Annotated in this window: 24 protein-coding genes; 16 read left to right on the top strand and 8 right to left on the bottom strand. The window is 28.0% G+C overall.

The window, feature by feature from the left end; all coding sequences use genetic code 11:
* The first annotated feature begins 28 nt into the window (after positions 1–28).
* From AAT22_RS15050 to AAT22_RS15035, 5 genes are all read left to right on the top strand, one after another.
* A complete protein-coding gene (locus AAT22_RS15050) occupies positions 29–1,174 on the top strand; it encodes an XRE family transcriptional regulator (RefSeq protein ID WP_047001819.1) in 1,146 nt (381 codons plus the stop codon).
* A gap of 49 nt (positions 1,175–1,223) precedes the next feature.
* Positions 1,224–2,180, top strand: a complete 957-nt coding sequence (locus AAT22_RS18635) for a hypothetical protein (RefSeq protein ID WP_052953976.1) — start codon at positions 1,224–1,226, stop codon at positions 2,178–2,180.
* A 316-nt stretch (positions 2,181–2,496) separates the two neighbouring features.
* Positions 2,497–3,072 carry a hypothetical protein gene (locus AAT22_RS15040; protein ID WP_047001818.1) on the top strand — a complete coding sequence of 192 codons (576 nt, stop codon included), beginning with the start codon at positions 2,497–2,499 and terminating at the stop codon, positions 3,070–3,072.
* Positions 3,073–3,234: 162 nt separating this feature from the next.
* Positions 3,235–3,375: a hypothetical protein gene (locus AAT22_RS19175; protein ID WP_156174341.1), complete on the top strand. Its 141-nt coding sequence runs from the start codon at positions 3,235–3,237 to the stop codon at positions 3,373–3,375.
* On the top strand, positions 3,356–3,664 hold the full coding sequence (locus AAT22_RS15035) for a methylated-DNA--[protein]-cysteine S-methyltransferase (protein ID WP_047001817.1): 309 nt from the start codon (positions 3,356–3,358) through the stop codon (positions 3,662–3,664). The genes AAT22_RS19175 and AAT22_RS15035 overlap by 20 nt, the downstream gene beginning before the upstream one ends.
* 220 nt (positions 3,665–3,884) lie before the next feature.
* Here AAT22_RS15035 and AAT22_RS15030 read toward each other — a convergent pair whose 3' ends face one another.
* The 6 genes from AAT22_RS15030 to AAT22_RS15005 all read right to left on the bottom strand — a co-directional run bounded on the left by AAT22_RS15030 (position 3,885) and on the right by AAT22_RS15005 (position 10,086).
* Complete coding sequence (locus AAT22_RS15030; RefSeq protein WP_047001816.1) at positions 3,885–5,909, bottom strand: FtsX-like permease family protein; 2,025 nt, start codon at positions 5,907–5,909, stop codon at positions 3,885–3,887.
* Positions 5,899–6,666 carry an ABC transporter ATP-binding protein gene (locus tag AAT22_RS15025; RefSeq protein WP_016207905.1) on the bottom strand — a complete coding sequence of 256 codons (768 nt, stop codon included), beginning with the start codon at positions 6,664–6,666 and terminating at the stop codon, positions 5,899–5,901. The genes AAT22_RS15030 and AAT22_RS15025 overlap by 11 nt, the downstream gene beginning before the upstream one ends.
* Before the next feature lie 62 nt (positions 6,667–6,728).
* Positions 6,729–7,145 (bottom strand): hypothetical protein, encoded by a 417-nt coding sequence (locus AAT22_RS15020; RefSeq protein WP_047001815.1) that lies wholly within the window; start codon positions 7,143–7,145, stop codon positions 6,729–6,731.
* 192 nt (positions 7,146–7,337) lie between these two features.
* The gene (locus tag AAT22_RS15015) at positions 7,338–8,351 is read right to left on the bottom strand and encodes a sensor histidine kinase (protein WP_047001814.1); all 1,014 of its coding nucleotides are present in this window, start codon (positions 8,349–8,351) and stop codon (positions 7,338–7,340) included.
* Positions 8,348–9,016: a response regulator transcription factor gene (locus AAT22_RS15010; protein ID WP_016207902.1), complete on the bottom strand. Its 669-nt coding sequence runs from the start codon at positions 9,014–9,016 to the stop codon at positions 8,348–8,350. The genes AAT22_RS15015 and AAT22_RS15010 overlap by 4 nt, the downstream gene beginning before the upstream one ends.
* A 125-nt stretch (positions 9,017–9,141) precedes the next feature.
* On the bottom strand, positions 9,142–10,086 hold the full coding sequence (locus tag AAT22_RS15005; protein WP_047001813.1) for a WYL domain-containing protein: 945 nt from the start codon (positions 10,084–10,086) through the stop codon (positions 9,142–9,144).
* Positions 10,087–10,214: 128 nt separating this feature from the next.
* Between AAT22_RS15005 and AAT22_RS15000 the strand changes: the two genes are divergently transcribed.
* Positions 10,215–10,745 (top strand): dihydrofolate reductase family protein, encoded by a 531-nt coding sequence (locus AAT22_RS15000; protein ID WP_047001812.1) that lies wholly within the window; start codon positions 10,215–10,217, stop codon positions 10,743–10,745.
* A 133-nt stretch (positions 10,746–10,878) separates the two neighbouring features.
* Here AAT22_RS15000 and AAT22_RS14995 read toward each other — a convergent pair whose 3' ends face one another.
* A complete protein-coding gene (locus tag AAT22_RS14995) occupies positions 10,879–11,559 on the bottom strand; it encodes an ABC transporter ATP-binding protein (RefSeq protein WP_047001811.1) in 681 nt (226 codons plus the stop codon).
* Complete coding sequence (locus AAT22_RS14990) at positions 11,552–12,709, bottom strand: ABC transporter permease (protein WP_047001810.1); 1,158 nt, start codon at positions 12,707–12,709, stop codon at positions 11,552–11,554. The genes AAT22_RS14995 and AAT22_RS14990 overlap by 8 nt, the downstream gene beginning before the upstream one ends.
* 177 nt (positions 12,710–12,886) lie before the next feature.
* On the opposite strand from AAT22_RS14990, the gene AAT22_RS14985 reads away from it, so the two are divergent.
* The 10 genes from AAT22_RS14985 to AAT22_RS14935 all read left to right on the top strand — a co-directional run bounded on the left by AAT22_RS14985 (position 12,887) and on the right by AAT22_RS14935 (position 23,803).
* Positions 12,887–13,774, top strand: coding sequence for a cobalamin-dependent protein (locus tag AAT22_RS14985; RefSeq protein WP_047001809.1), 888 nt, complete (start codon positions 12,887–12,889; stop codon positions 13,772–13,774).
* 91 nt (positions 13,775–13,865) lie between these two features.
* On the top strand, positions 13,866–14,537 hold the full coding sequence (locus AAT22_RS14980; protein ID WP_047001808.1) for a response regulator transcription factor: 672 nt from the start codon (positions 13,866–13,868) through the stop codon (positions 14,535–14,537).
* 1 nt (position 14,538) lies between these two features.
* Positions 14,539–15,552: a sensor histidine kinase gene (locus AAT22_RS14975; RefSeq protein WP_047001807.1), complete on the top strand. Its 1,014-nt coding sequence runs from the start codon at positions 14,539–14,541 to the stop codon at positions 15,550–15,552.
* Positions 15,553–16,422: 870 nt separating this feature from the next.
* Entirely contained in the window at positions 16,423–17,547 is a 1,125-nt protein-coding gene (locus tag AAT22_RS14965) for an RNA-guided endonuclease TnpB family protein (RefSeq protein ID WP_016207892.1), read from the top strand.
* A 184-nt stretch (positions 17,548–17,731) separates the two neighbouring features.
* Positions 17,732–18,499, top strand: coding sequence for an ABC transporter ATP-binding protein (locus AAT22_RS14960; protein WP_016207891.1), 768 nt, complete (start codon positions 17,732–17,734; stop codon positions 18,497–18,499).
* Positions 18,492–20,465: an ABC transporter permease gene (locus AAT22_RS14955; protein WP_016207890.1), complete on the top strand. Its 1,974-nt coding sequence runs from the start codon at positions 18,492–18,494 to the stop codon at positions 20,463–20,465. Before AAT22_RS14960 ends, AAT22_RS14955 begins: the two co-directional genes overlap by 8 nt.
* Before the next feature lie 476 nt (positions 20,466–20,941).
* On the top strand, positions 20,942–21,550 hold the full coding sequence (locus AAT22_RS14950; RefSeq protein WP_047001806.1) for a hypothetical protein: 609 nt from the start codon (positions 20,942–20,944) through the stop codon (positions 21,548–21,550).
* Positions 21,551–21,656: 106 nt separating this feature from the next.
* Complete coding sequence (locus AAT22_RS14945) at positions 21,657–22,214, top strand: hypothetical protein (RefSeq protein WP_016207888.1); 558 nt, start codon at positions 21,657–21,659, stop codon at positions 22,212–22,214.
* A gap of 238 nt (positions 22,215–22,452) precedes the next feature.
* On the top strand, positions 22,453–22,791 hold the full coding sequence (locus AAT22_RS14940; RefSeq protein ID WP_016207887.1) for a metalloregulator ArsR/SmtB family transcription factor: 339 nt from the start codon (positions 22,453–22,455) through the stop codon (positions 22,789–22,791).
* Between the two features lie 13 nt (positions 22,792–22,804).
* Complete coding sequence (locus AAT22_RS14935; RefSeq protein WP_016207886.1) at positions 22,805–23,803, top strand: NADP-dependent oxidoreductase; 999 nt, start codon at positions 22,805–22,807, stop codon at positions 23,801–23,803.
* Positions 23,804–23,976 lie beyond the last annotated feature (173 nt).

Below are 23,976 nucleotides of genomic sequence, written 5' to 3'. Positions count from 1 at the left end.
CAGATAGTTTCTCTTTGGAGGAATAACTATGATTAAAAATATGGAGTTTAATGGTGAAAGATTAAAAAATGCCAGATTATATAGAGGAAAAACAATAACAGACCTAGCTGATGAAACAGGGATTTCAAAGCAGGCTATATCGCAATTTGAAAATGGAAAGGCAACACCAAGCATAGAAACATTATTAAAGATAATGAATGTTTTAAAATTCCCAAGAGAATATTTCAGACAAGTTGATGAAGATATAACAGTAAATACTTTCTTTAGAGCATTATTAACAACTAGTAAGAAAGAACAATTAGTTCAAGTAACAAGAACAAAAACACTTGCTAAAATTTATGAATTTTTAGAGGAATATATAGATTTTCCAGAGTTTAAGATTCCACAAATAGATATAGAAAATATTGATATTGAGGAAATTACATTAGAACTAAGAGACTATTGGGGATTAAGTGTTAATCCTATAGTAAATATAGTTAATGTTATGGAGAAAAACGGGGTAGTAGTTAGCTCATTTAAAACTAATGAAAGCAAAATTGATGCATTTACACAAATTCATAAAGTACACAATGTAGATAGACCATTCGTTGTTGTTGGAGATGATAAGGAATCAGCTGTTAGAAGGCAGTTTAGTATGGCTCATGAATTAGGACATATAATACTTCATAATAGTAGTATTGAGGTAGATGAGTTAGGTAGGGAAGAGTATAAAATGATGGAGGAAGAAGCAAATAATTTTGCTGCTGCATTTTTGCTTCCTAAAGAAAGTTTCTTAGCTGATGTTATGCAATATCCTAATAAGTTAGAATTTTATGTAGAACTAAAAAGGAAGTGGAAGGTATCTATTTCAGCAATGATAATAAGAGCATTTAAATTAAATGCTATTACACATAATCAATACCAATATTTAATGAAACAATTATCAAAAAAGGGCTGGAGAGTTAAGGAACCTTTAGATGATTTAATTGTTACACCAAAACCAGCATTATTAAAGAAATCTATAGATATGTTAATAACAAATGATGTTATGAATGAAACAGAGATAGTTAATGAACTAGCTAATTATGGAATGGCTTTGGATACTGATGATATTGAAATGCTATTATCATTGGATAAAGGAAAATTAACTAGTAAAAATAATAATAATATAGTTATAAATTTAAAAAGAGAGTAATAGTTAATAAATTACTCTCTAATATTATATATTTAAAGGGGAGAAGAATATGGGAATAAAAATGAGCAAAGCAAGATTGATAACCACTAATGAAGAGATAAAAGTTAATAATGCAACATTAGAGATGAGAGAAAAAAAGTTGCTGAAATGTTATACAGAGAATTGTAATGCAAAAGTAACTTGGGTTAGATTAAGTAAAGAAAATTATGAAGTTAAAAATAGATATTACAGATTACTTAATGGAGAACAACATTGTATGGAATGTTGTTATAATACTTTAGGAAGAGTTACGATTATAGCTAAAAAGGCGGATAAAAAAATAATTGAGAATATAAATAATAATAAATTTGAATTTAGAGTTAATATAGTCTACGAGGCATTAAAGACTAATAATTCCAAAGAGGAATTAAATACTAACATACATAATACTAGTGATGTTAATAGGAAGAAAAAGGTATATAAGCCTATTGGTGTTGCATCACCACATCTTGCTGTTATGAAAGATATAATGAAATTGCGTAGCGAAATAGAAGATAAAAAGGAACTTGAGGATATTATAAAGATAAAAAGCAAAGGTAAAAGTATAGCATGGAAAAATTTTTATTATGAATTAGGTGAAGAAGAAACTTTATATAAATATATAGATAATAACGGATATGTATATAAAGAAAATTTGAGAAAACTAAGTTATCCAATATGTATAGAGGGAATAATAGATAGTGAAATAGAGTATAATGAAGCTGGTAGTTCATTTATTAATTTTAAACTATCTAAGTATATTAATCCAGATGAAACTGGTAATTTGAATTTTTATAAGTGCACACTATTTACTGGAAATAAAAATCTAATTGATAGCATAAATAATTCAATAAGAGAGAATAAAAGAATTAAAATAGTTTCTTATTTTATCCCTACTATAAGTTATAAGGCTAATGGCAAATATAAAAATTACCAAATAAGTGGATGGGTAAATCATGAACAACAAATATATATAGAATCAATATAATGCTAATAGATAAGAAAAGCTTTATATAAGCTAATTATAAAAACCTCACTTACTACCGATACGGAGAACCGTATCATAAGTGACACCTCAAACCTCCGATTTGATCGATGGAACTTACTCAGTGAACGCATGTGAGTGGAGTTTCCTTATAAATGATTTTTATAGTCTTAGCTAATTAATATCAATGGCTAAGGCTATTTTTATATGTAAAAATAGCCTATCATAAGAAAGCCTATATTTACAAATTGTGTTATAATTAATAAATAATAAATTTAGAATTAAAGTTAAAAGAGGAATTTATAAAGGGGGTTAATAGGTGAATAATGATAGAGACTGGACGGTTTTATTTATTGGTGGAGCTTCGGGAACCGGTAAATCAAGCCTAGCGTATGAAATTGCAAAGTTTTACGGTGTTAATGTTCTAGAAGTAGATGATATTCATCTATCTGTAGAAAAGGTTACAACTAAGGATAGTTTTCCAGCAATACATTATTGGGATGATGGTTTGAATTGGGAGGATGTTGGAGTTGATGACAATGTGAACTGGTTGATTGATGTAAGCAAAGAGATGATTCCAGTATTGAAAGAGCTTGTAAACAGGCATATTAAAGACAACTTACCTATTATTATTGAGGGCGATTTTATCTACCCAGAGTTCACAAATTCATTTAGGGAACCAGAAGTAAAGTCAATTTTTGTAAACGAAACAGACATTAATCAAATATTACAGAATTATTTATCAAGAGAAGGTGATAATATGCAACACTACAGAGCCGAAATAAGTATTGCATATGGAAAGTGGATAGCAGATATTTGTAATCAAAATGATATTAGGATGATTGAGTCAAGACCCTGGGATACTGTTTTAACAAGAGCACTAAATAGACTTTAGTGATGCAAGTTTTTCTCATGATCTAAGGATAGGTTAGTTAGGGAAGATATGAGTATAATTAATGAACCTTATTTTAATATTAGAGCAGAAGCTGTAGAGTCATTTTCTTTCTCTAAATATTCAGTTATAAGTAGAGAGCCAGAATAGAATGCTATAAAACATATGCAAGATTGGGCTAATAGTAATGGAATTAATAGACCACGAATAATAGGATGGGATTTTCCATACGTATCACAGGAGCAAATTAAAAGAAAAGAGTATCTTTATTATTACAGGAGAATATATGAAAAAGATTATGAATGAACAATTGATTTATCAAATACTTTCTGTTGTTGAAGAAATCCCAAAAGGGAAAGTAGCTACGTACGGACAAATTGCAAGTCTTATTGGTAGAGACAAAAATGCACGACTTGTAGGGAGGGTCCTTAGCAAGGCAGAATTTTATGGCAAATATCCATGTCATCGTGTGGTAAATCATGCTGGAAGGTTAGCACCAGGATGGCAGGAACAACGATATCTACTGTTAGAAGAAGGTGTATCTTTTAAAGATGAGAATCATGTTGATATGAAGAAAAATAAGTGGGATTGCTAGGAGCGAGGAATGCAGAATAAAGATAATTTTATAGAACAGTATAATATTAATATAAATAAGAATTTAAATTTTCAAAAGTAATAAAAGGAGCTGTCGCAACAGTGCGACAGCTCCTTTTATTATCCAATAAGATAAAAATTGAATTACATAAATCTAAAGTTACTTAACTTAGTAGTAATTAATAAAATAAAATTATCAACTATGAGATAAAGGTAAAATACTATTTACTATTTCTAACTATATTTTTAAAGCTAATATAAGTTGTATAGAAATATCCACCGTAGATTATAGTAAGAGCTAAAGCTATTATTATAGAAGAGTTACTGAATAAATTTTTATTATAAGTAGCAAAGACTTCATTTACTACTTTCATACCAATTATTGAATGTATAATAGCTAGTGATAAAGGTGCCATAAAATAAATTAAGGTTTGTTTTAGTATTGATTTATTTATCATTTTTTCAGTAACACCTATTTTCTTAAGAGAATTATATCTACTAATACTATCACTTGCTTCTGATAATTGCTGTAATGCTAACACTGCAGCACTTGATATTAAAAATACTACGCCTAAATATATACCCAAGAATACAACCATTGCAGATGAACCATACACTAGGGAATATAATTGTTCCAATGTGTTTCCAAGAACTAAAGCAGTTGAACCATCAGGATTTCTATTTTCTAAAATATTAACATAGAATTTTGAAAACTTTTCTTCTGATTTTGCATAGTTACTTTTATCATATATTACATTAACATTTGATTGTTCTAGTGTTAATTTTCCTTCAAAGTTATCAGGTATTATGAAATATATAAATTTTAATTCACGGGCCACACTAGATATATTATCTTTAACTGTACTCCCATTTTTAATGATATAAGTATTATTATCGATTACTACAGAGTTTTCATTTTTAATAAATTTATGGAAGGCTTTGTTAAATTCATCATAGTTTGACACAATTAATATCTCATTATCTTTTAAATCTATAGAATCTTTATCTAAAAGTTTATTTATAGAATTATATTCAGATACTTTTACTGCTGGTATAGTATGATCTGAATAAGAAAACTTCATTTCATCTATCTCTTTTTTAGTTAAATAATCATTTAGTAGTTCGCTTAGATAAATATCAAGTTTGTATTGATTGAAAAAAACATATTTTTCAGAAGAATCAAAGTTAAAGTTTATACTATTTAAAAGCTCTTCCATATCATTAATTTCTTGGACATCAGTATCAACATAAAGCTTTGCAGAACTATCAAAGTAAGTATTACCTTTTAAGGATTTATCAAAGGTACTTTTATAGCTAAACATGCTAAATAAAAGCGTTATAGTTAAAAAAAGCATAAGACATATAGTAGTCATGGATATAAAGTTAGTTGTTATTTTATTATTAATTTGTCTTAAAACAAATATATTTAATTTTTTAAAATATATATTTTTATTCTTTTGTATAATTTGAATTAAAAAGCTTGAGAGACTAAAAAACCATAGTATAGTTCCAATAATCCCTAAAACAATTGAAAGCATAAAACGATAATCATCAACAGATAACCCAATTTTCATTATTAGAGTATATGCAGATATAAGTGATGCTAGGGATAAAATAAACATAATTATTGAAATAATAGGATTATTGATCTTTACTTCCTCATTCTTCTTTGCTGCATTAAGCATGTCTATAAGTTTATACTTAGAAATAGTAACTTGATTAAATATCATTACTAAAATGAATATTACTCCAAAATATAATGAAGACTTAGCTATTGAACTTATTGATATAATAAATTTATAGTTATTCATATTAACTGATAATAATTTAGCTGTAATAACTGATAGCCCTTGAGAAACTATAATTCCTAATAAAATTCCAACAACTAAGGATAATAAGCCAATAAAAAAGGTTTCTAGAATTAGGATTCTAGAGATTTTCCTCTTAGACATACCTAATGTCATGTATATACCTAATTCTTTTTTACGCTTTTTTATAAGAAAATTATTAGCATAAACTATAAGACCGCCTAGAATAAAAGATACAAATATAGAGGCTCCAGCTATTAGTTTATTTAACATTATCATGTATTCTTCAGTACTAGTATTTATATCAAGTAGTGACTTTTGAGATTCAATAGAATTAAAGCTATAAAAAATACATACTGCAAATGTTAGAGTAAGAAAATATATAGAATAATCCTTAAAGCTCCTTTTTACATTATTTATTGCTATTTTAGAAAACATCGCTAGCATCTCCTCCAAGTAAAGTTACAATTTCAATTATTTTATTGAAAAATTCTTTTCTAGAGTCATTTCCACGAATTAGTTCATTAAATATCTTGCCATCCTTAATAAATAAAATTCTATGAGCATAGCTAGCTGTAAAAGCATCATGAGTAACCATTAGTATAGTAGCTTGAAGCTCTTTATTTAACTTTTCAAAAGAATCCAAAAGAAGTCTTGAGGATTTAGAGTCTAATGCTCCAGTAGGCTCATCAGCTAGTATAAGTGAAGGTTCAGTAACTAGAGCTCTAGCAGAAGCTACTCTTTGCTTTTGACCTCCTGACATTTGGAATGGATATTTAGTTAAAACATCTAATATCTCTAGTTTTTCTGCTACCTTTTTAATAAGGCTATCTATTTCAGTAACCTTTCTATCTTGTATTGTTAGAGCCAAAGCTATATTTTCATAGGCAGTAAGAGTATCTAAAAGATTAAAATCCTGAAATATAAAGCCTAACTCATCACGTCTGAATTTTTCTATGGACTTAGGTCTAAGCTTAGTAATATCCTTATTATTTATAATAATATTACCTGTTGTAACATTATCTATAGTTGAAATACAATTCAATAGAGTAGTTTTACCACTACCTGAGGGCCCCATTATTCCAACAAATTCTCCCTTATCCACAGTAAAACTTATATTATCTATAGCCTTTGTTATATTACCTTTATTACCATAATATTTTTCAATTTTTTCTACCTTTAATATATTTTCCATTGCTTTCCTCCAAAGTCTTTCCCCCTAAAGAGATTTAATATTTACAGTTATTCCATATTACTTTAATTTTTTACTTTAAATTCAATTTTTTGTTCTATAATATCATTATTGCCATTAAAGATTGCTACTCCATATTCACCTTCTTCAAGACCTCCAGGAATAGATAGCTCGGCAGTAAAATATCCAGAGTTATTTATTTTTATATTTTCCTCTACCTTAAATCTATTTTTTGTTAATATCTCACCCTTGTACCAAACAACAGTTGCTTCTTTTATAGCAAACTTTTTTCCCTTTGCAGAAAGGTAAATCTTATCTTTGGAAGTAAAAGTATTAGTTGCCTCATTAGCTTTTCCTTTGTCATCAACAGATTTAGTTAGTGTAATTTCTATAATTTTAGGACCGAAGAAATAATTATAAGCAGAGTTCAATCCGGTCCATATTAAAATTACTAGTAAAATAGGTATTAAAAATTTTTTCATAAAAAATTCCTCCAAGCTTTGATTAATAATTTCTTTATGTATATTATTTTACTAACACTTCTGCTAGATGCATATTAGTTTATATTTCATTAAGGTTACATTTTTGAAAGATAAAAAATCTAAGTGAATAAAAAATAATGGACTCATAGCTATTTTAAATATAATTGCTATGAATCCATTATAAATATAAATTTAATTTATTAAGTTAACCTTGCCAATTGGAAAGACAATACTAACTTTTGTTCCCTTCCCAAGTTTAGAAGTTAAACTAAGGCCTAAGCCTAGTTGATCACAAAGCTTTTTGCATAAATAAAGTCCTATTCCAGTAGACTTACCAAGTTTTCTCCCATTATCCCCAGTAAAGCCTTTTTCAAAAACCCTATTGATATCCTTGTTTATTATACCTATTCCATTATCTTCTATAGTAAGAATTATATTATTTTCATTTAAAGTAGTATAAACTTTTATCCTTCCTTCATTTTCTATGCTATATTTAATAGAATTTCCTATAATTTGATTTAATATGAATTCAAGCCACTTGGAATCACAGTATATATTACCTTCTACTGAGTCCATGTCAACAGAAATTCTTCTGTTTATAAAGTCTCTTGAATTTTTCTTGATAGTATTTCTTACTACAGAGGCCAAAGAAATCTCTTTTATTATATAATCTTTGCTTACATTATTACTTTTTGAGTAATATAGTACTTGCTCAATATAATCTTCAATTTTTCTTATTTCATAATCAATACTCGTAGTAACCTTATTTTCATTATTTTCTATGATAAGTCGCGTTGAGGAGATAGGAGTCTTTATTTCATGAACCCAAGTCTCTATATACTCACGGTATTCACTTTGCATATCCTTATATTTTTTTACATGCTCATGCATAGCTTTGTTTGTTTCTTTTAACATATTGTAGACAGTTTTTCCTTCAATAAAATCAGGTTCCTTTATAATTTCAGAGATAAGATATTTTTCATCTAAGTTTTCCATAGTATTATTTAAGTCCTTGTAAAACTTATTTGTTTTTATAAACTCAGTAATAATAAAAGAAAAAAGGGGGAAGAACCATATTGAGAAAACTAGAATTATTATATTGCTATTAACATTAATAAGTAGCATTATTAAACAGATGATAATGAATAATATAAAATTAATTAAAAGAAATAAGAATCTGTCTTTTAAATAATCTTTTAAACTCATGGCAGTATATATCCAAGTCCACGTCTAGTTTCTATATTGTCTTTCATTCCAATCGCCTCTAATTTCTTTCTTAATCTTGTAACATTAACAGACAAATTATTATCATCTACAAAAATATCTGAATTCCACATAAAATTCATTAGCTCATCTCTAGATACTATCTTCCCCTTATTTTTAATCATACATGAAAGTATTTTAAGCTCGTTTTTAGTTAACTCTACTGTATTTTCATTGTAAGTAATTGAGCTATTAGACAAATTAAGTTTTAAATCATAATAATACATTGTATCTTGAAGAGATGACCCTTGAGATCTTCTTAAGAGTGAAGAAATCCTCGCTAAAAGAATTTGAGTATTATAAGGTTTTGTAATAAAATCATCAGCGCCTAAATTCATACTCATAATTTCATCCATTTCACTGTTTCTGCTTGTAACTACTATAATAGGCATATTTGAACTTTTTCTTATTTCTCTACATATGTGATAGCCATCAAATACAGGAAGATTTATATCTAGAAGTAATAAATCAGGATTTTCTTTTAGGATGTAATGAATAATGTTTTCAAAATTTGATGGAGCAAGAACTTCATAATCATATCTAGTTAAAAAGATATTTAATTCCTTTCTTATTGTTTCAGTATCTTCAATAATAATTATCTTTGACATAAATTCACTTCCCTTATAAGAATATTAAGATTAATGATATTATAATTTATTATAAGTATTACTGCAAAAATAAATCTAGATATTAAAGAAAATTGTTTTAAAGCTTAGAATACAATGATATATATTTAATACAAACCAATTACTTCTAATGCTTTTTTCTTAATTTCAGAGATAGCTTCAATAGGTTCAATAATTTTAATATCTTTACCATATCCAAAAGCAAATTCTATACCTTGCCATATTGCATCAAACTTTATTTTAATATAAAGTTCATCTTCTTCAATAAAGGTATCAATAATAGTTATGAATTGCCTTTCTTTTATATTATTTAATATATTTCGGTTAATTTTAAATGTAAAAGTATGTTTAGGAATTAACTTTTTATAATTGGTAGTAGAAGTTCTCCAGTAGTTTTTAAGATTAAAATCATGAGGTCTAATAAAAGAATCCATTAATAAAGCTGATTCAATAGATTTAACTTTATATGTTTTAATAATTTCATTGTTTATAGCTACTAAATACCAAATACTTCGTTTGCAAACCAAGCCAAGTGGGTTTAACTCTACTTCTTTTGTCTCATTTACTTTTCTATATAATATTTTTAAGGACTTTGAATTCCATATAGCATTTTGTAATATAGAAAGAATATTTATGTTAACTATATTATTAGATTCATTCCAAGTATACATATCTATATAAATATAGTTTTGAATATTTTCTAATTCTTGTATTTCATTAGTTGTAGATGTTCCTAAGATTTTAAGAACTGCAGAATATTTAAGGTTTTCTATACCTAAATCTTCTAAAATCTTATCACTAGTAGGAATGAATAGTGATAAAAGTTCTTTTTTACTTATTCCATTAAGTGATGTCTTATAGTCTCCTAAAAGTTTTATTCCACCATTTATGCCCTTATCAGTAAAAATAGGAACTCCAATTCGACTAAGTGTATCAATATCTCTGTAAATAGTTCTTATAGAAACTTCAAGCCTTTTTGATAGTTCGGAAGCAGTTAACTTTTTATTTATTTGCAATAACATTATTATAGAAATTAATCTATCAGCTCTCATTTTTTTCCTCCTATCACATGACATAAGATGTCAACTATTATGAATTATAATTAATTATATATTAAATAATAATGATAATAAAACATTTAAAAATTAAAATAATTTGTATAATTAAGGAGGCATTTAATATGAAAAGAAAAATAATTTTGAATTTGGCAATAAGTCTTGATGGGTATATAGCATCAGATGATGGAGGATATGATTGGATAGTTGGTGCTGGAGACAGCATATTAAATACTAAAGATAAATTTGATTTTGATAAGTTTTTGGAAGGTGTAGATATAGTGGTTATGGGAAAAAATTGTTATGATCAAAATATGCATAATGATTATAAAAATAAAAAAGTATATATAGCAACATCTAAAAATATTCATGATAAAGATAATATACACTTTATTAATGGCGATATAGTTAAAGTAATACAAGAAGAAAAAGAAAAGAAAGGAAAGGACATATTTCTATTTGGTGGAGGTGTACTTATAGATAGTTTTATTAAAGCTGATGTTATTGATGAATATATTATTGGGATAATTCCAATAATATTAGGTTCCGGAAGACCTTTATTTTTAGGAAATAATCCTACGATAAAATTGCATCTAAATGAATATATAGTAGATAACGGTATTACTATATTAAAATATACAAAAAGAGATAATTAAAACAGACTAATATTTTTATATTAATTTTAAATAGTATATAAAGATTAAAAAATATGGAGGAGACTTGAATATCCTCCTCCATAATACTAGAATATCACTATTTGTAAGCATGTTTAAATTAAAGTATTGCTTACTATATATCCATGATTATTTTACCATCTTTTATTTCTATAATCCTATCAGCCTTTTCAGCTATTTTTCTATCATGAGTTATTACTACAAATGTTGTATTAAACATTTTATTTATATCTCTCATTAAATTATATATAATTTCCGTGGATTCAGAATCAAGATTACCAGTAGGCTCATCTGCTAATATTATCTTTGGATTATTCATTAAGGCCCTTGCTATTGCAGTTCTTTGCTGCTGACCTCCAGACATTTTAGTTGCAATATTATTTTTAACCTTATCAAGACCAACAAGACATAATAGTTCTTCAGCCTTTTTAATTATTTCCTTTGAAGGTTTAGAATGTTTAATATTATATGGCAATAAAACATTCTCTAGTGCGGTAAATTCAGGAAGAAGATGATGAAACTGAAAGATAAAACCTAAAGTTTCATTTCTAAGTTCTGCAAGTTCATTTTTATTCATAATGGAAGTTTTTTCTCCATTGATAAAGACATCTCCGGTAGTTGGTTTATCTAGAGTTGCCATTATATTTAAAAGAGTACTTTTACCACTTCCAGAAGAACCTATTATAGAGTTAAAGCTACCTTCTTCAATTGATAGATTAATATTATTTAATACTTTAGTTTTTATTACATCACCATAAGTTTTATTTATATTATTTAAATTAATTATATTAGCCATTACGTATCACCTCTATTGGATTAAGTTTTGAAGATCGTTTTGCCGGTATTAATGAAGCTACAGTAGCAGATATAAGTGCAATTATTGCAGAAAGTGCTATGAAGCCATAATCAATATAAAGATCTACAACTGGGGTTCCATCAGGATTTAGTGCAAATTTGGTAAATACTACTCCTAATAGAAGCCCAAGTAACACGCCAAGGATTGCTCCCATAACTCCAAGCAAGAGTCCTTGGAATAAAAATATTAAACTTGCGGATCTATCTTTTATACCCATTGCTTTAAGAATACCAATCTGCTTTGACTTCTGAATAACTGTAATAGCTAGAATGCTAGCTATTGCTAGTGAAACTGATATTAGAACAAAAACTTGTATCATTATGCTTGAAATGCTTTGACCATTAAGTCCGCTAAGTAACTCTGCATTTTGAGCTTTCCAGTTATCAACTTTAAAATTATTATCAAGAGTAGGGATTAATTTTGATGCAATCTCATCTGCTTTAAAAACTTCATTAACTTGCATTTCAATACCTGTTATCCTATTATCAAGTGAAAATATCCTCTGTGAGGTTTCTAGGGTTGTAATCATCCAAGATTTATTTATAGAAGCCACATTAAGATTATAAAAACCAGTTATAGTCAATTCATTAATTTCCCCTGAATTAGTTATAATTTGGAGTTTGTCCCCGATTTTAGCTCCTAATTCTTGTTGAAGCTCTTTACCAATAATAGTTTCAAGCTCACTTTTTGGCTCTCTTCCTTCATATATTCTTTTTTTTATATTATAAATTTTATCGGAATCTTCTATATTCATTCCTCTTACTAAAACAGAATAGTTTTTTTCATCTTCATTAACAAGTGCTGGAACATCAGATGCTACAGAAATGTTTATAATTCTGCTATCTGAAGTTTTAATCTTATCAATAATTTTGCTATAGTCTTTTATAAATTTATCTTCTGTATTTGATGAAATGGTAACTTGTGATGAATTGCCTATAGTTTTATTTATAAGGCTTTTTTGAAGACCTTGTATTAAAGAGCCAATAAATATCTGAACTGATACACCAACTGCAATTCCCAGTGCAATAAGTGTAGTTTGACCTTTACTTGACTTTAAAAAACGTACTGCTATTTTAAATGGTAGTGTCATATTCTATCCTCCTATGCAAGTATAGTTATTTCTAAAATGGATAATCATTATTAGTTAAATATTGATATTATTATATATCACAATATGAATTAAAGCAATGACAAATACAAAAAATATTTATAAAATACACGAAATGTGATATAATTAATTAATGATATAAAAGAAAAGGAGTATAGTATGAATAACGGGTTTGCAAATCGTATGAAAGAACTTAGAAAGAATAAGGGATACACGCAAAAAAAACTTGCAAGTTTACTTAATATAGGGCAGACTACTGTAGCTAATTACGAGCAAGGAACTAGAGTTCCAGATATGGAAAAGCTTAATAAGATGGCTGACTTATTTGAGGTTACTCTGGATTATCTTTTAGGAAGATCAGAGGAAATAGCTCGTTCTACGAAAGATGCTAAAAGTAAGGGTATAGATTTAAAAACTGCTGATAAAGTCTATTTAAATTATCTTTTACAAGGAGATAGTGAAAATGCAAGAAAACTTATAGTAGGTTTTCATGAAGATGGTGTGAATATAGAATATATATTTTTTGATATATTAGATAAGGTCTTGAAGGAAGTTGGTGTTTTGTGGGAGAAGGGTACAGTAGATGTATGGAAGGAGCACTTTATATCAGAGGTAACAATTGATGTTATGAGAGAGATAAAATTTAGAGAGAAGAGAAAAAGTATTAAATCAAAATCAATGATATCCTTAAATGCAGGTGCAGAGCTTCATAATATTGGATTAAGAATGATAAGTGATATATTAGAAGTTGAAGGATGGAATGTAATTTATTTAGGTTGTAACGTTCCAGTACAGAGTGTTGTCAAAGCAATAGATATTGAAAAACCAAAATTTATCGCAATTTCTATTACATTGGAATATCATATAGACTCTGCAATATATATGATAAGCGCTATAAAAAAATATTTCGGTAAAAATTCACCTATAATAATATTAGGAGGTTCAGCCTTCTCAAATTATGAGAAGGTATGTGAGAAAACAGGTGCGGATTATTATGCTAGAGATATTGATGATATCAGAGATATATTGAAAAAGAATAAACTTTAACATAAATAAATACAAGAAATCAATGTATAAAATTAGTTATGATATAATTAGGTTATTATTTGGATTAAAAAGGAATTGAGGAGATAAGTAAATGTATAAGATTCTTATAGTAGAGGATGATTTAATAATTTCTAAAGCTTTAAAAAATCATATAAAATCATGGGGATATGAAGTGGACTGTGTGACTGATTTTAAGGATGTACTTTCTATTTTTGCCTCCTATGATCCACAGCTTATTCTTCTGGATATTACCTTGCCCTTTTTCAATGGCTATCATTGGTGCAATGAGATTCGAAAAGTTTCAAAAGTTCCTATTATATTTATATCATCAGCTTCGGATAATATGAATATAGTTATGGCTATGAATATGGGGGGAGACGATTTCATTGCAAAACCCTTTGATCTTAATGTCCTAACAGCTAAGGTGCAGGCTTTACTTAGGCGAACTTATGATTTTACAGGACAGACTAATCTACTTGAGCATAGAGGAGCAATACTTAATATGAGCGATTCTTCCTTAACCTATAATGGGAATAAGGCTGAGTTATCAAAAAATGAAAATAAAATATTACAAACACTTATGGAGAATAAAGGAAAAATTGTATCTAGAGATATTATTATGACAAGATTATGGGAGACAGACAGTTATATTGATGATAATACATTAACTGTTAATATAACAAGATTACGCAAAAGGCTACAGGAGATAGGGTTATACGATTTTATCGTAACTAAAAAGGGTATAGGATATTTGGTGGAATGATATGAAAAAGACAGAGATTTTTAAGATTATAACTTTTTATATTAAGGCTAGACTTAAGGGCGTTATTTTTTTGATTTTGAGTTGTCTAACTTTTGTAATTGTATTTTCTTTATATAATCTTCCAGTAGAACCTGTAGCCTATGCTAGTATTCTTTGCATAAGTATAGGGTTCCTTTTTCTTATAGTAGATTTTTTTTATTTCTACAAGAAACATAAGCTGCTTCAAGAGTTAAAGGATAATATTATTTTAAATTTTGATAATCTTCCTGAGGCTAAAGATTTGATTGAAAAAGACTATTATGATTTGCTTACTATAACTTACAAGCAAAATCTTCAAACAGCTTATAATGCAGATATAAGTCGGAGCGATTTAGTAGATTACTATACTTTATGGGCTCATCAAATAAAGACACCTATTTCAGCTATGCATTTGATTCTTCAGTCGGAAGAAAGTGATTTAAGTTCAGAACTTTCTATGGAATTGTTTAAGGTTGAGCAGTATGTAGAATTTGTATTGCAGTACTTAAGACTTGAGAGTATGTCTTCTGATCTTGTATTAAAAAAGCAAAGCCTCGATAATATAGTAAAGCAGGCAGTACGAAAATACGCAAGAATGTTTATAAGAAGAAAAATTAAATTGGATTTTAAAGAGTTGAACTGTGAGGTTTTAACTGATGAAAAGTGGCTGGTATTCGTTATCGAGCAGCTTTTATCAAATGCATTGAAGTATACCAAAGAGGGGACTATTTCAATATACATGGATAGTCCTTCTGAAAAAACTCTTGTTATAGAAGACACAGGTATTGGTATAAGGGAAGAGGATTTAGTGCGTATATTTGAAAGAGGTTTTACAGGGTATAATGGGCGATGGGATAAAAAGTCTACAGGCCTTGGCTTATATCTATGCAAGCAGATTTTAAATAAGCTTTCTCACAGTATAACCATAGAATCAAGGGTTGATGAAGGGACAAAAGTAAAAATTAATTTAGAAACAATTGAGTTAGGAATAGAATAAGCTTTAATTTCAACCTTACAAAGGCGTAAGGTTATAGGAAGAAATGTAAGCCAAAGTTAAGGCAGGCATTTCTTCCTTTTGCTATACTGAACATAATAAGAAGTTTGGAGGTAACTTAACAGTTACAAAAACGTTATAAGAGTTTATAAAACCTTATAATGACTTTATAACATTAGCCTCCCACATTCATAAAGAGTGTGGAGTGATAGTTTAAAACTATCCAAAATCCTTTGAATTGCTGGAAGTTCCTAAAGCTAACTAAACCACAACGTAAGTTTGAAATAAAGCTAAGCGTGATGGTTACGAAAGTAGAAAAAATTAGTTAGATAGCATAAGGTTAAATCCTAAGTGTTAGTACAATGGATAATCAGCAGGTAAGCTCCGAACAGGAGAAACTTCAACGACTATCCCATAATGGGAGTACATCACAAGCTATTGGTGGTGGAAGTAGAGGATACCCAACCTATACTATATGTATAACGGGTAGTGATATAGTCTACGCTCGTATCCGAAAGGTCGAGGTCATTAACGTGAGTGAAATGGCATTATAGAAGTAGCGTTCTGTAGTAAATAAACATAAACTTTAAAAAAGTTCTTTGAAAACTTTATATAACTTTATAAAAAATAACGCTCTATTTTTCAGGGCGCTAGATACAAATTTCTTAAGAATAGTAATTATAAATCTCAAAATATTAATTTATTCTTCTTAATATAATTAAAAAAATTTTATGTTTAGTTAGTTCAAAATTGTTGTAATATCTATTAAAGCTTTTCATCTTCAATAATTTTTATATTTTACTTAGTACCATAAAAAGTACTTAAAATGGAAAAACTAAGTATATAAAATATAAAGTTAAAGGAGGTGAACTCTTGGTAAAAGCAAGAAAAATAAGATTATTACCAACAAAAGAACAAGAAATATTAATGTTTAAATCAATAGGTTGTAGTAGATTTACTTATAATTGGGCTTTGAATAAATGTATTTTAGCTTATGAACAAGGTGAAAAATATTCAATGTCAAGCATAAGAAAAGAATTTACAAAACTAAAAAAAGAAGAAGATTTTAAATGGCTAAATGAAGTTTCAAATACAACAATGGTTGAAAGTATGAGAAATTTAAATAAAGCATTCAAGTCTTTCTTTAAAAATAAAAGTTGTTATCCTAAATTTAAAACAAAGAGAAAATCTAGTAAATCTTTTTATGTTAGATATGATCATCTTTATTTTAAAGGTGATATTTGTAACATAGAAAAGATAGGAAAAGTAAGATTCAAAACAAATTATAAAATACCTAGTTGTAACTATAGTAACCCTTATTGCAGCTTTGACGGGAAGTACTGGTATTTAAGTTTTACTTTTGAGGACAACGAAAACCAAGTTGAACTTAATGAAGATTTATCTATTGGAATTGATTTAGGAATAAAGGATTTAGCAACTATAAATGTGCTAGATAAACCTATTAAAAACATTAATAAAACTAAACGAGTAAAAAAATTAAAGAAAAGATTAAGAAGATTGCAAAGACAAGTATCAAGAAAATATGAAGCAAATAAGGAAGGAAATAAATTTGTTAAAACTAATAATATTATAAAATTAGAAAAACAAATTAAATTGCTTTACAGAAAATTATCTAATATAAGAAAGAATCACATTCATCAAGCTACAAATAAAATAATAAAAATGTACCCATTTAGAATAGTAATGGAAAATTTAAATGTAAGTGGAATGATGAAAAATAAACATTTATCTAAAGCAATAGCAGAGCAAGGCTTTTATGAATTTATAAGACAAATAAAATATAAATGTGAATTTAATAAGATAAAATTTATTCAAGTAGATAAGTTTTATCCTAGCTCAAAAACTTGTAGCTGTTGTGGAAGTGTAAAGAAAGATTTAAAATTAAAGGATAGAGTTTATAGATGTGAAAAATGTGGTTTAGAAATAGATAGAGATAAAAATGCTTCAATTAATCTTGGTAATTATGGGTTAGCATAGGTGAATTTTGAGAAATTACTAATCTTAGTAGGATGCGTTGTATCCGAATTTAAGCCTTTTGAGAACTACACCAAACTAGAGTAGATTTTTAAATTAAAATAGAGTTTGATGAAAAAGGAATTAAAATAAAATTTATAAGGTTATATAAAGCTTTTATAGAGTTTATGCAACGGTTGAATGATTTATGTCAATATTAGAAGTAAAAAAACTTAAAAAAATATATACCAGCCGTTTTGGAGCAAACCATGTTCAGGCCTTAGCAGATGTATCCTTTTCAGTGGAAAAAGGTGAATATGTAGCTATCATGGGGGAATCTGGATCAGGTAAGACAACACTGTTAAATATTATTGCAGCTCTTGACAAGCCAACAAGTGGAGAAGTAGTGCTTAATGGAATAAGCAGTATTAACATTAAAGAAAAAGAGATTTCTAAGTTCCGACGTGATAATTTAGGATTTGTATTTCAAGACTTTAATCTTCTTGATACTTTTTCACTACAAGATAATATATTTTTACCTCTTGTTTTATCCGGAAAGGCTTTTAATGAAATGAATAGTCGTTTAAAACCTATAGCTAAAAAGCTTGGTATAGATGAAATATTACACAAGTATCCTTATGAAGTATCTGGAGGACAAAAGCAAAGGGCTGCTGTTGCAAGAGCTCTAATAACTAATCCGCAACTTATTCTTGCAGATGAGCCTACAGGAGCGTTAGATTCTCATTCTAGCGATGAGCTTTTACGTTTATTTAATGATATAAATAAAGAAGAACAAACTATAATAATGGTTACTCATAGTACTAAAGCAGCCAGCCATGCAAGTCGTGTACTTTTTATAAAGGATGGAGAAGTTTTCCACCAACTGTATAGAGCATCCATGTCTCAAGAGGAAATGTATCAAAAAATTTCTGATACACTTACTATAATTGCTACAGGCGGTGCAAAAAATGAGTAATATGTTCTATCAAAAGCTGGCAGCTACTAATATTAAAAAGAATGGGAAGACTTATTTCCCATATATTTTAACTTGTATATCTTCCATTGCTATGTTTTATATAATGCATTTTATATCAGTAAATGATGGTCTAGACGTTATGTCTGGGGGAAGAGAACTTAAAATTATACTAAACTTAGGAACTTATGTTATTGGTTTATTCTCTATTATTTTTCTTTTTTATACTAACAGCTTTCTTATTAAGAGACGTAAAAAAGAGCTTGGTTTATATAATATACTAGGTATGGAGAAAAGGCATATTGCTAAAGTACTATTTTGGGAAATATTTTTTGTAACTCTTATAAGTATGGTACTAGGACTTCTTTTAGGAATTGGAGTAAGCAAGCTTATCTTTTTGGTGCTTCTTAAGATTTTACATTTTAAGGTGCCTATGGGCTTTTTTATTTCAACTAAGTCTTTAATTATAACAGCTGCTTTATTTGGTTTTATTTTTGTATTAACACTTTTAAATAATCTAAGACAAATTTATCTTGCAAAACCTGTTGAGCTTCTTAAGGGTGGTCAGGTTGGAGAAAAAGAGCCAAGAACAAGGTGGGTTCTTACATTGATTGGACTTACTAGCCTTGGCTCAGGATATTATATTGCAGTAACAACAGAAGCACCTTTAGCTGCACTTAATAGGTTCTTCCTGGCAGTAATTCTTGTTATGATAGGAACTTGGGCACTATTTACTGCAGGAAGTATAGCGCTTTTAAAAATGCTTAGAAAGAATAAGAAATTTTATTACAAGACTAATCATTTCATAAATGTATCTGGTATGATTTATAGAATGAAACAAAATGCAATAGGACTTGCTAATATTTGTATTCTTTCAACAACAGTTTTAGTAATGATATCTACTACAGTATCATTATATATTGGTATGGAAGATGTCCTTAGAACAAGATATCCAAGAGATATTTCAATAAGTGCAGAAAATGTATCGAAAGAACAGGCAGAAGAGCTTAATTCTATGATAAAAGAACAGGCGGAAAAGAATGGTACGGCTATGGAAGATATAGTTAAATACCGATCATTTTCTTTAGCTATGATACAAGATAAGAATTATTTTACAGATGATTCTAATGATTTGGATGCAAATAATTTATGCTTTTTAGAGCTTATACCATTAAGTGAATATAATGACTTGGAAAATAAGTCTATAACTTTAAATGAAAATGAAGTACTTCTTTTTACTTATAGAGGAGGAATAGCTGAAGACAGCCTTAATATCTTAGATAATGAGTTTAAAATAAAGGAACGTATAAATAATATGACAGTGGATGGAATTGCATCTGCAATAGTTGCTAATGGTTACTTTGTTGTAGTACCTGATGAGAAAACAATTGAAGAAGTATATGATTCCAGTACTCGAGCTGATGGAGATATGGGAGAGTTATCTTATTATTTTGCATTTGATACTGATGATAATGCAGAAAAGGAAATTACTTTAACTAATGAAATTAATAATAAAATACAAGAATTATCTGTTAATGGTAGTTGTGAAGGGGTAGAGGAGTCTAGAGAATCTTTCTTTTCTCTATACGGTGGACTTTTCTTCCTAGGTATATTCCTTGGAGTACTATTTATTATGGCCACAGTACTTATTATCTACTACAAACAAATTTCAGAAGGCTATGATGACAAAGAGCGTTTTGAAATTATGAAAAAGGTTGGAATGAGTAAAGAAGAAATAAAAAAATCAATTAGCAGTCAAGTGCTTATGGTATTTTTCATGCCTCTTTTAACCGCTATTATTCATATTGCCTTTGCTTTTAAGGTTATAGTGAAGCTTTTAGCAGTATTAAATCTTACTAATGTTACATTGTTTGCATTTTGCACAGCAGGAACAATTTTTGTATTTGCTATTTTCTATGCCATTGTGTATGTTCTTACTTCAAAAGTTTACTACAAAATTGTTAGTTGATCTAATTATATAATCACCACTAAAGACCAACTAAAAAAAGTCAAATAAAATATTAAAAAGTATTTATATTAAAGTTTTGCATAACGAATAGATCATTTGAAAATACGAACAATTATAAAAATTGTAAAAAAGGCTGTATGTTTAAAGAATATCCTACAATGAATTTGAGGACCTCTTTGAGCATATAGCTTTTAATTTTTTATTACGGAAAATACATATCTAACAATCTTGTGCATTAATGCATCTATTGTTATGGTGGTTAATTATCTAATTTTAGGAATTGTTGTTAGTGATGGTGATGGATATTCACTTAAAAGATCTAGTGATGTTTTAAGTATTAATAAACCGATTACACGATTCACATGAATAGAAATTTATTTTGTATTTATAATATAATTATGATACAATTTACAATAAATTCAATATAAAGGAAAATTTATATTGAATTTATTACACATTTATGAAGGATGGGGATTATGGATAGAAAAAAAAGTGATATTATTGAGATTATGTTAATTATAGGTTTATGTTTTGCTAATATAGTTGAGAGTAATAAAATATATCTTTTTAACAGTTTATTAATTATTTCTTATGTTATTTATTTTAGATTAGTTAAACCAATTTTAGTTAGAAATAAGTTTAAAAATGAAATATTAACTGTTAAGCAATATGGAATAATGTTAAATTATATTATTATTTTGGTAATAATTCTAATTTTGGGATCAAGATTATTAATAAATGTTAGGACTAATGGAGCCTTAGAGTTTGAACAAATATCATTTAATAAATTTTCTAGTATGATATTTTTTGGGACAATAGTTAGCATAAGTATATTTTTACTGGTTAGTTATTTAATTAATATTAGAAATAAAGCTAATATTTACAAAGAAGGTTTTTTATTAAGAGATGCTAAACTAATTGCTTGGACGAATATTAAAAATGTAAGAAGAAGTAGTTCGGGAAATATAATTAAATATAAAATTTTTACTAAAAATAAAATTGATAACTTTAATATTAAATTAGATATTAATGAAAATGATAAATTTATAGAATTACTTTTAGAGCATAAAATTAAGGTGAATTAAATAATGGTCAAATAATTATTAATAAAAATCTTTACACAATGGAAATTATAGGATATAACACATAATATGTAATAAATACAATATTATGTTAAGGGGGACTGAGGTTATGAAAAAATATACAAACAGTTTAGTTTTGGGGTTAATTATGACATTACTAGCTACAACTATTACACCAGGTAAAGTAGCTAATGCAAAAACAAGGAGTTTAAAAGAACCAGTTACAATTACTTATACAGATGAAGAAAATTTACAAAAATATGGATTTCCACCAAGTAGTGAAACATCAGAATCAGGGATTGGAATATTTGCCTTGCCAAATGATAATCCAGATTCAAAATTAATTGTTGCGCCAGTCTATAGAACTTATACTAATCAAGAATTGAGAGTTGTAGCTGATATATTTACATCTTATATAGTAAGTAAAATACCAACAGCAATTACTAAGAATGTTCTATTTAATTACTATATCAGTAAGTTAACTAAAATTTCACAAAGTATACCAGTAACTTATGTTGGATCATGGGTATATGAAACACATGATTATAATAGACAGTTACATATTAGATATGCAACTGTAGTTCATTATTCAGATGCAACGTATTCAAAGCCAATAAGTGTTGAACTGATACAAGTTGATTACTATTCAATAGATTATCATAAATAAAATACTCCAATTATAATAGAGTTAATTTTAAATTTATTAATACAAGGGGCTGTCGTATAGGCGGCCCAATTAAGAATTAATAATTAAAAATAATTTATTTTTGAAAACTCCTAAGGGAGTTTTTTTATTAAATTTTCATTCGTCTCGATTTTCTTTCCCAATGTTGAAGTTGAAAAAGACATAAGCTATACTCATATTAGTTTAAATGTTTAAACCTATTATGTTAAGGAGAATTCAAATGAATAATAATGATAGATTTAATATTCTTAAATCAGATTTCAAATCATGTACTCAAGTATTGACTGCTATTGGTGATGAAACACGTCAATTGATAGTAATTGTACTCATTGGTTCAGGCTGCAGTGGAATGAGAGTTGGAGAAATTACATCTCAAACTCACTTATCCAGACCAGCAGTATCTCATCATCTGAAAATTTTAAAGGATGCAGGAATTGTTGATGTTCGCAAGGTGGCAACAATGAATTATTATTATCTTGAGCCATCAAGCAAGCTTATGAATTTAAAAAAACTGATTAATAATATAGAAGAATTAATAAATGATCATGGGAAGGAGTAAGGGGGATAGTATTATGAAAGCGATGATTATAGAAAAGTATGGAAAAGTATCGTTAAAATTAGCTGATATGCCAGTACCGGATATTGGAAAGAAGGATGTTTTAGTAGAAATAGTTGCAGCAAGTATTAATCCTGTTGATTTTAAAATAAGAGATGGCAAGGTACGGATGCTGCTAAAATATAAAATGCCACTTATTTTAGGCAATGACTTTTCTGGTATTGTTAAACAGGTAGGAAAAGATGTAACAAAGTTTAAAGTTGGAGATCAAATATATGGTCGAGCTATGAAGGATAGAATTGGTAGTTTCGCTGAATATATCTCAATAGATGAAAATGCCATAGCAATTAAGCCTAAAAACCTATCCTTTGAGGAAGCTGCATCGATTCCATTAGTTGGACTTACTTCCTATCAAGCCTTACATGATATATTAAAGATGTCTCCCGGACAAAAAGTGTTAATTCAAGCTGGAGCCGGAGGTGTTGGAAACTTTGCCATTCAGCTTGCTAAAACAATGGGTGTTTACGTAGCAACTACAGCAAGCAAAGCTGGATACGAACTCGTCAAGTCACTTGGTGCAGATCAAATTATTGATTATAAAAGTGAATCCTTTGAGGAGGTTCTAAAGGATTATGATGGGGTATTTGATACAATTGGCGGAGAAACATTGGAGAAAGCATTTAATATGCTAAAACCAGGAGGGCAGGTTGTTTCTGTTTCAGGGCTGCCAAATGCACGTTTTGGAAAAGAGTATGGTTCAGGTTTTCTTAAAACTAATTTATTTAGGCTGCTTACTCTTAAAATATCGAAGTTGGAAAAACAACATAATGCCACATACACCTTTTTGTTTATGAAACCAAGTGGAGAGCAGTTAAAAATAATTACTGAGTTAATTGAACTTGAAAAAATTAGACCTGTCATTGATAGAGTATTTCCTTTTGAGGAAGCACAAAAGGCTTTAGAATATTCTGAAGCTGGGAGGGCAAAAGGAAAAGTTATATTAAAAATAAAATAAATAAAAAAGAAGATACTACAAATGATGCAAATTTTTAGGGGCTGTCGTATAGACAGCCCAATTAAGAATTAATGATTAAAAATGAATAATTATTGATGTAATTTGTTTTTGAAAACTCCTAAGGGGGTTTTTCATTAATTTTTCAGTGTGCGACAGCACCCTTAAAGCATCTT

The sequence above is a fragment of the Clostridium sp. C8 genome (assembly GCF_001010885.1).
In the GTDB taxonomy this organism is placed as follows: Bacteria; Bacillota; Clostridia; order Clostridiales; family Clostridiaceae; genus Clostridium; species Clostridium sartagoforme.
Note: the sequence above shows the minus strand (reverse complement) of the source record. Positions and strands in the feature narration are given on the sequence as shown.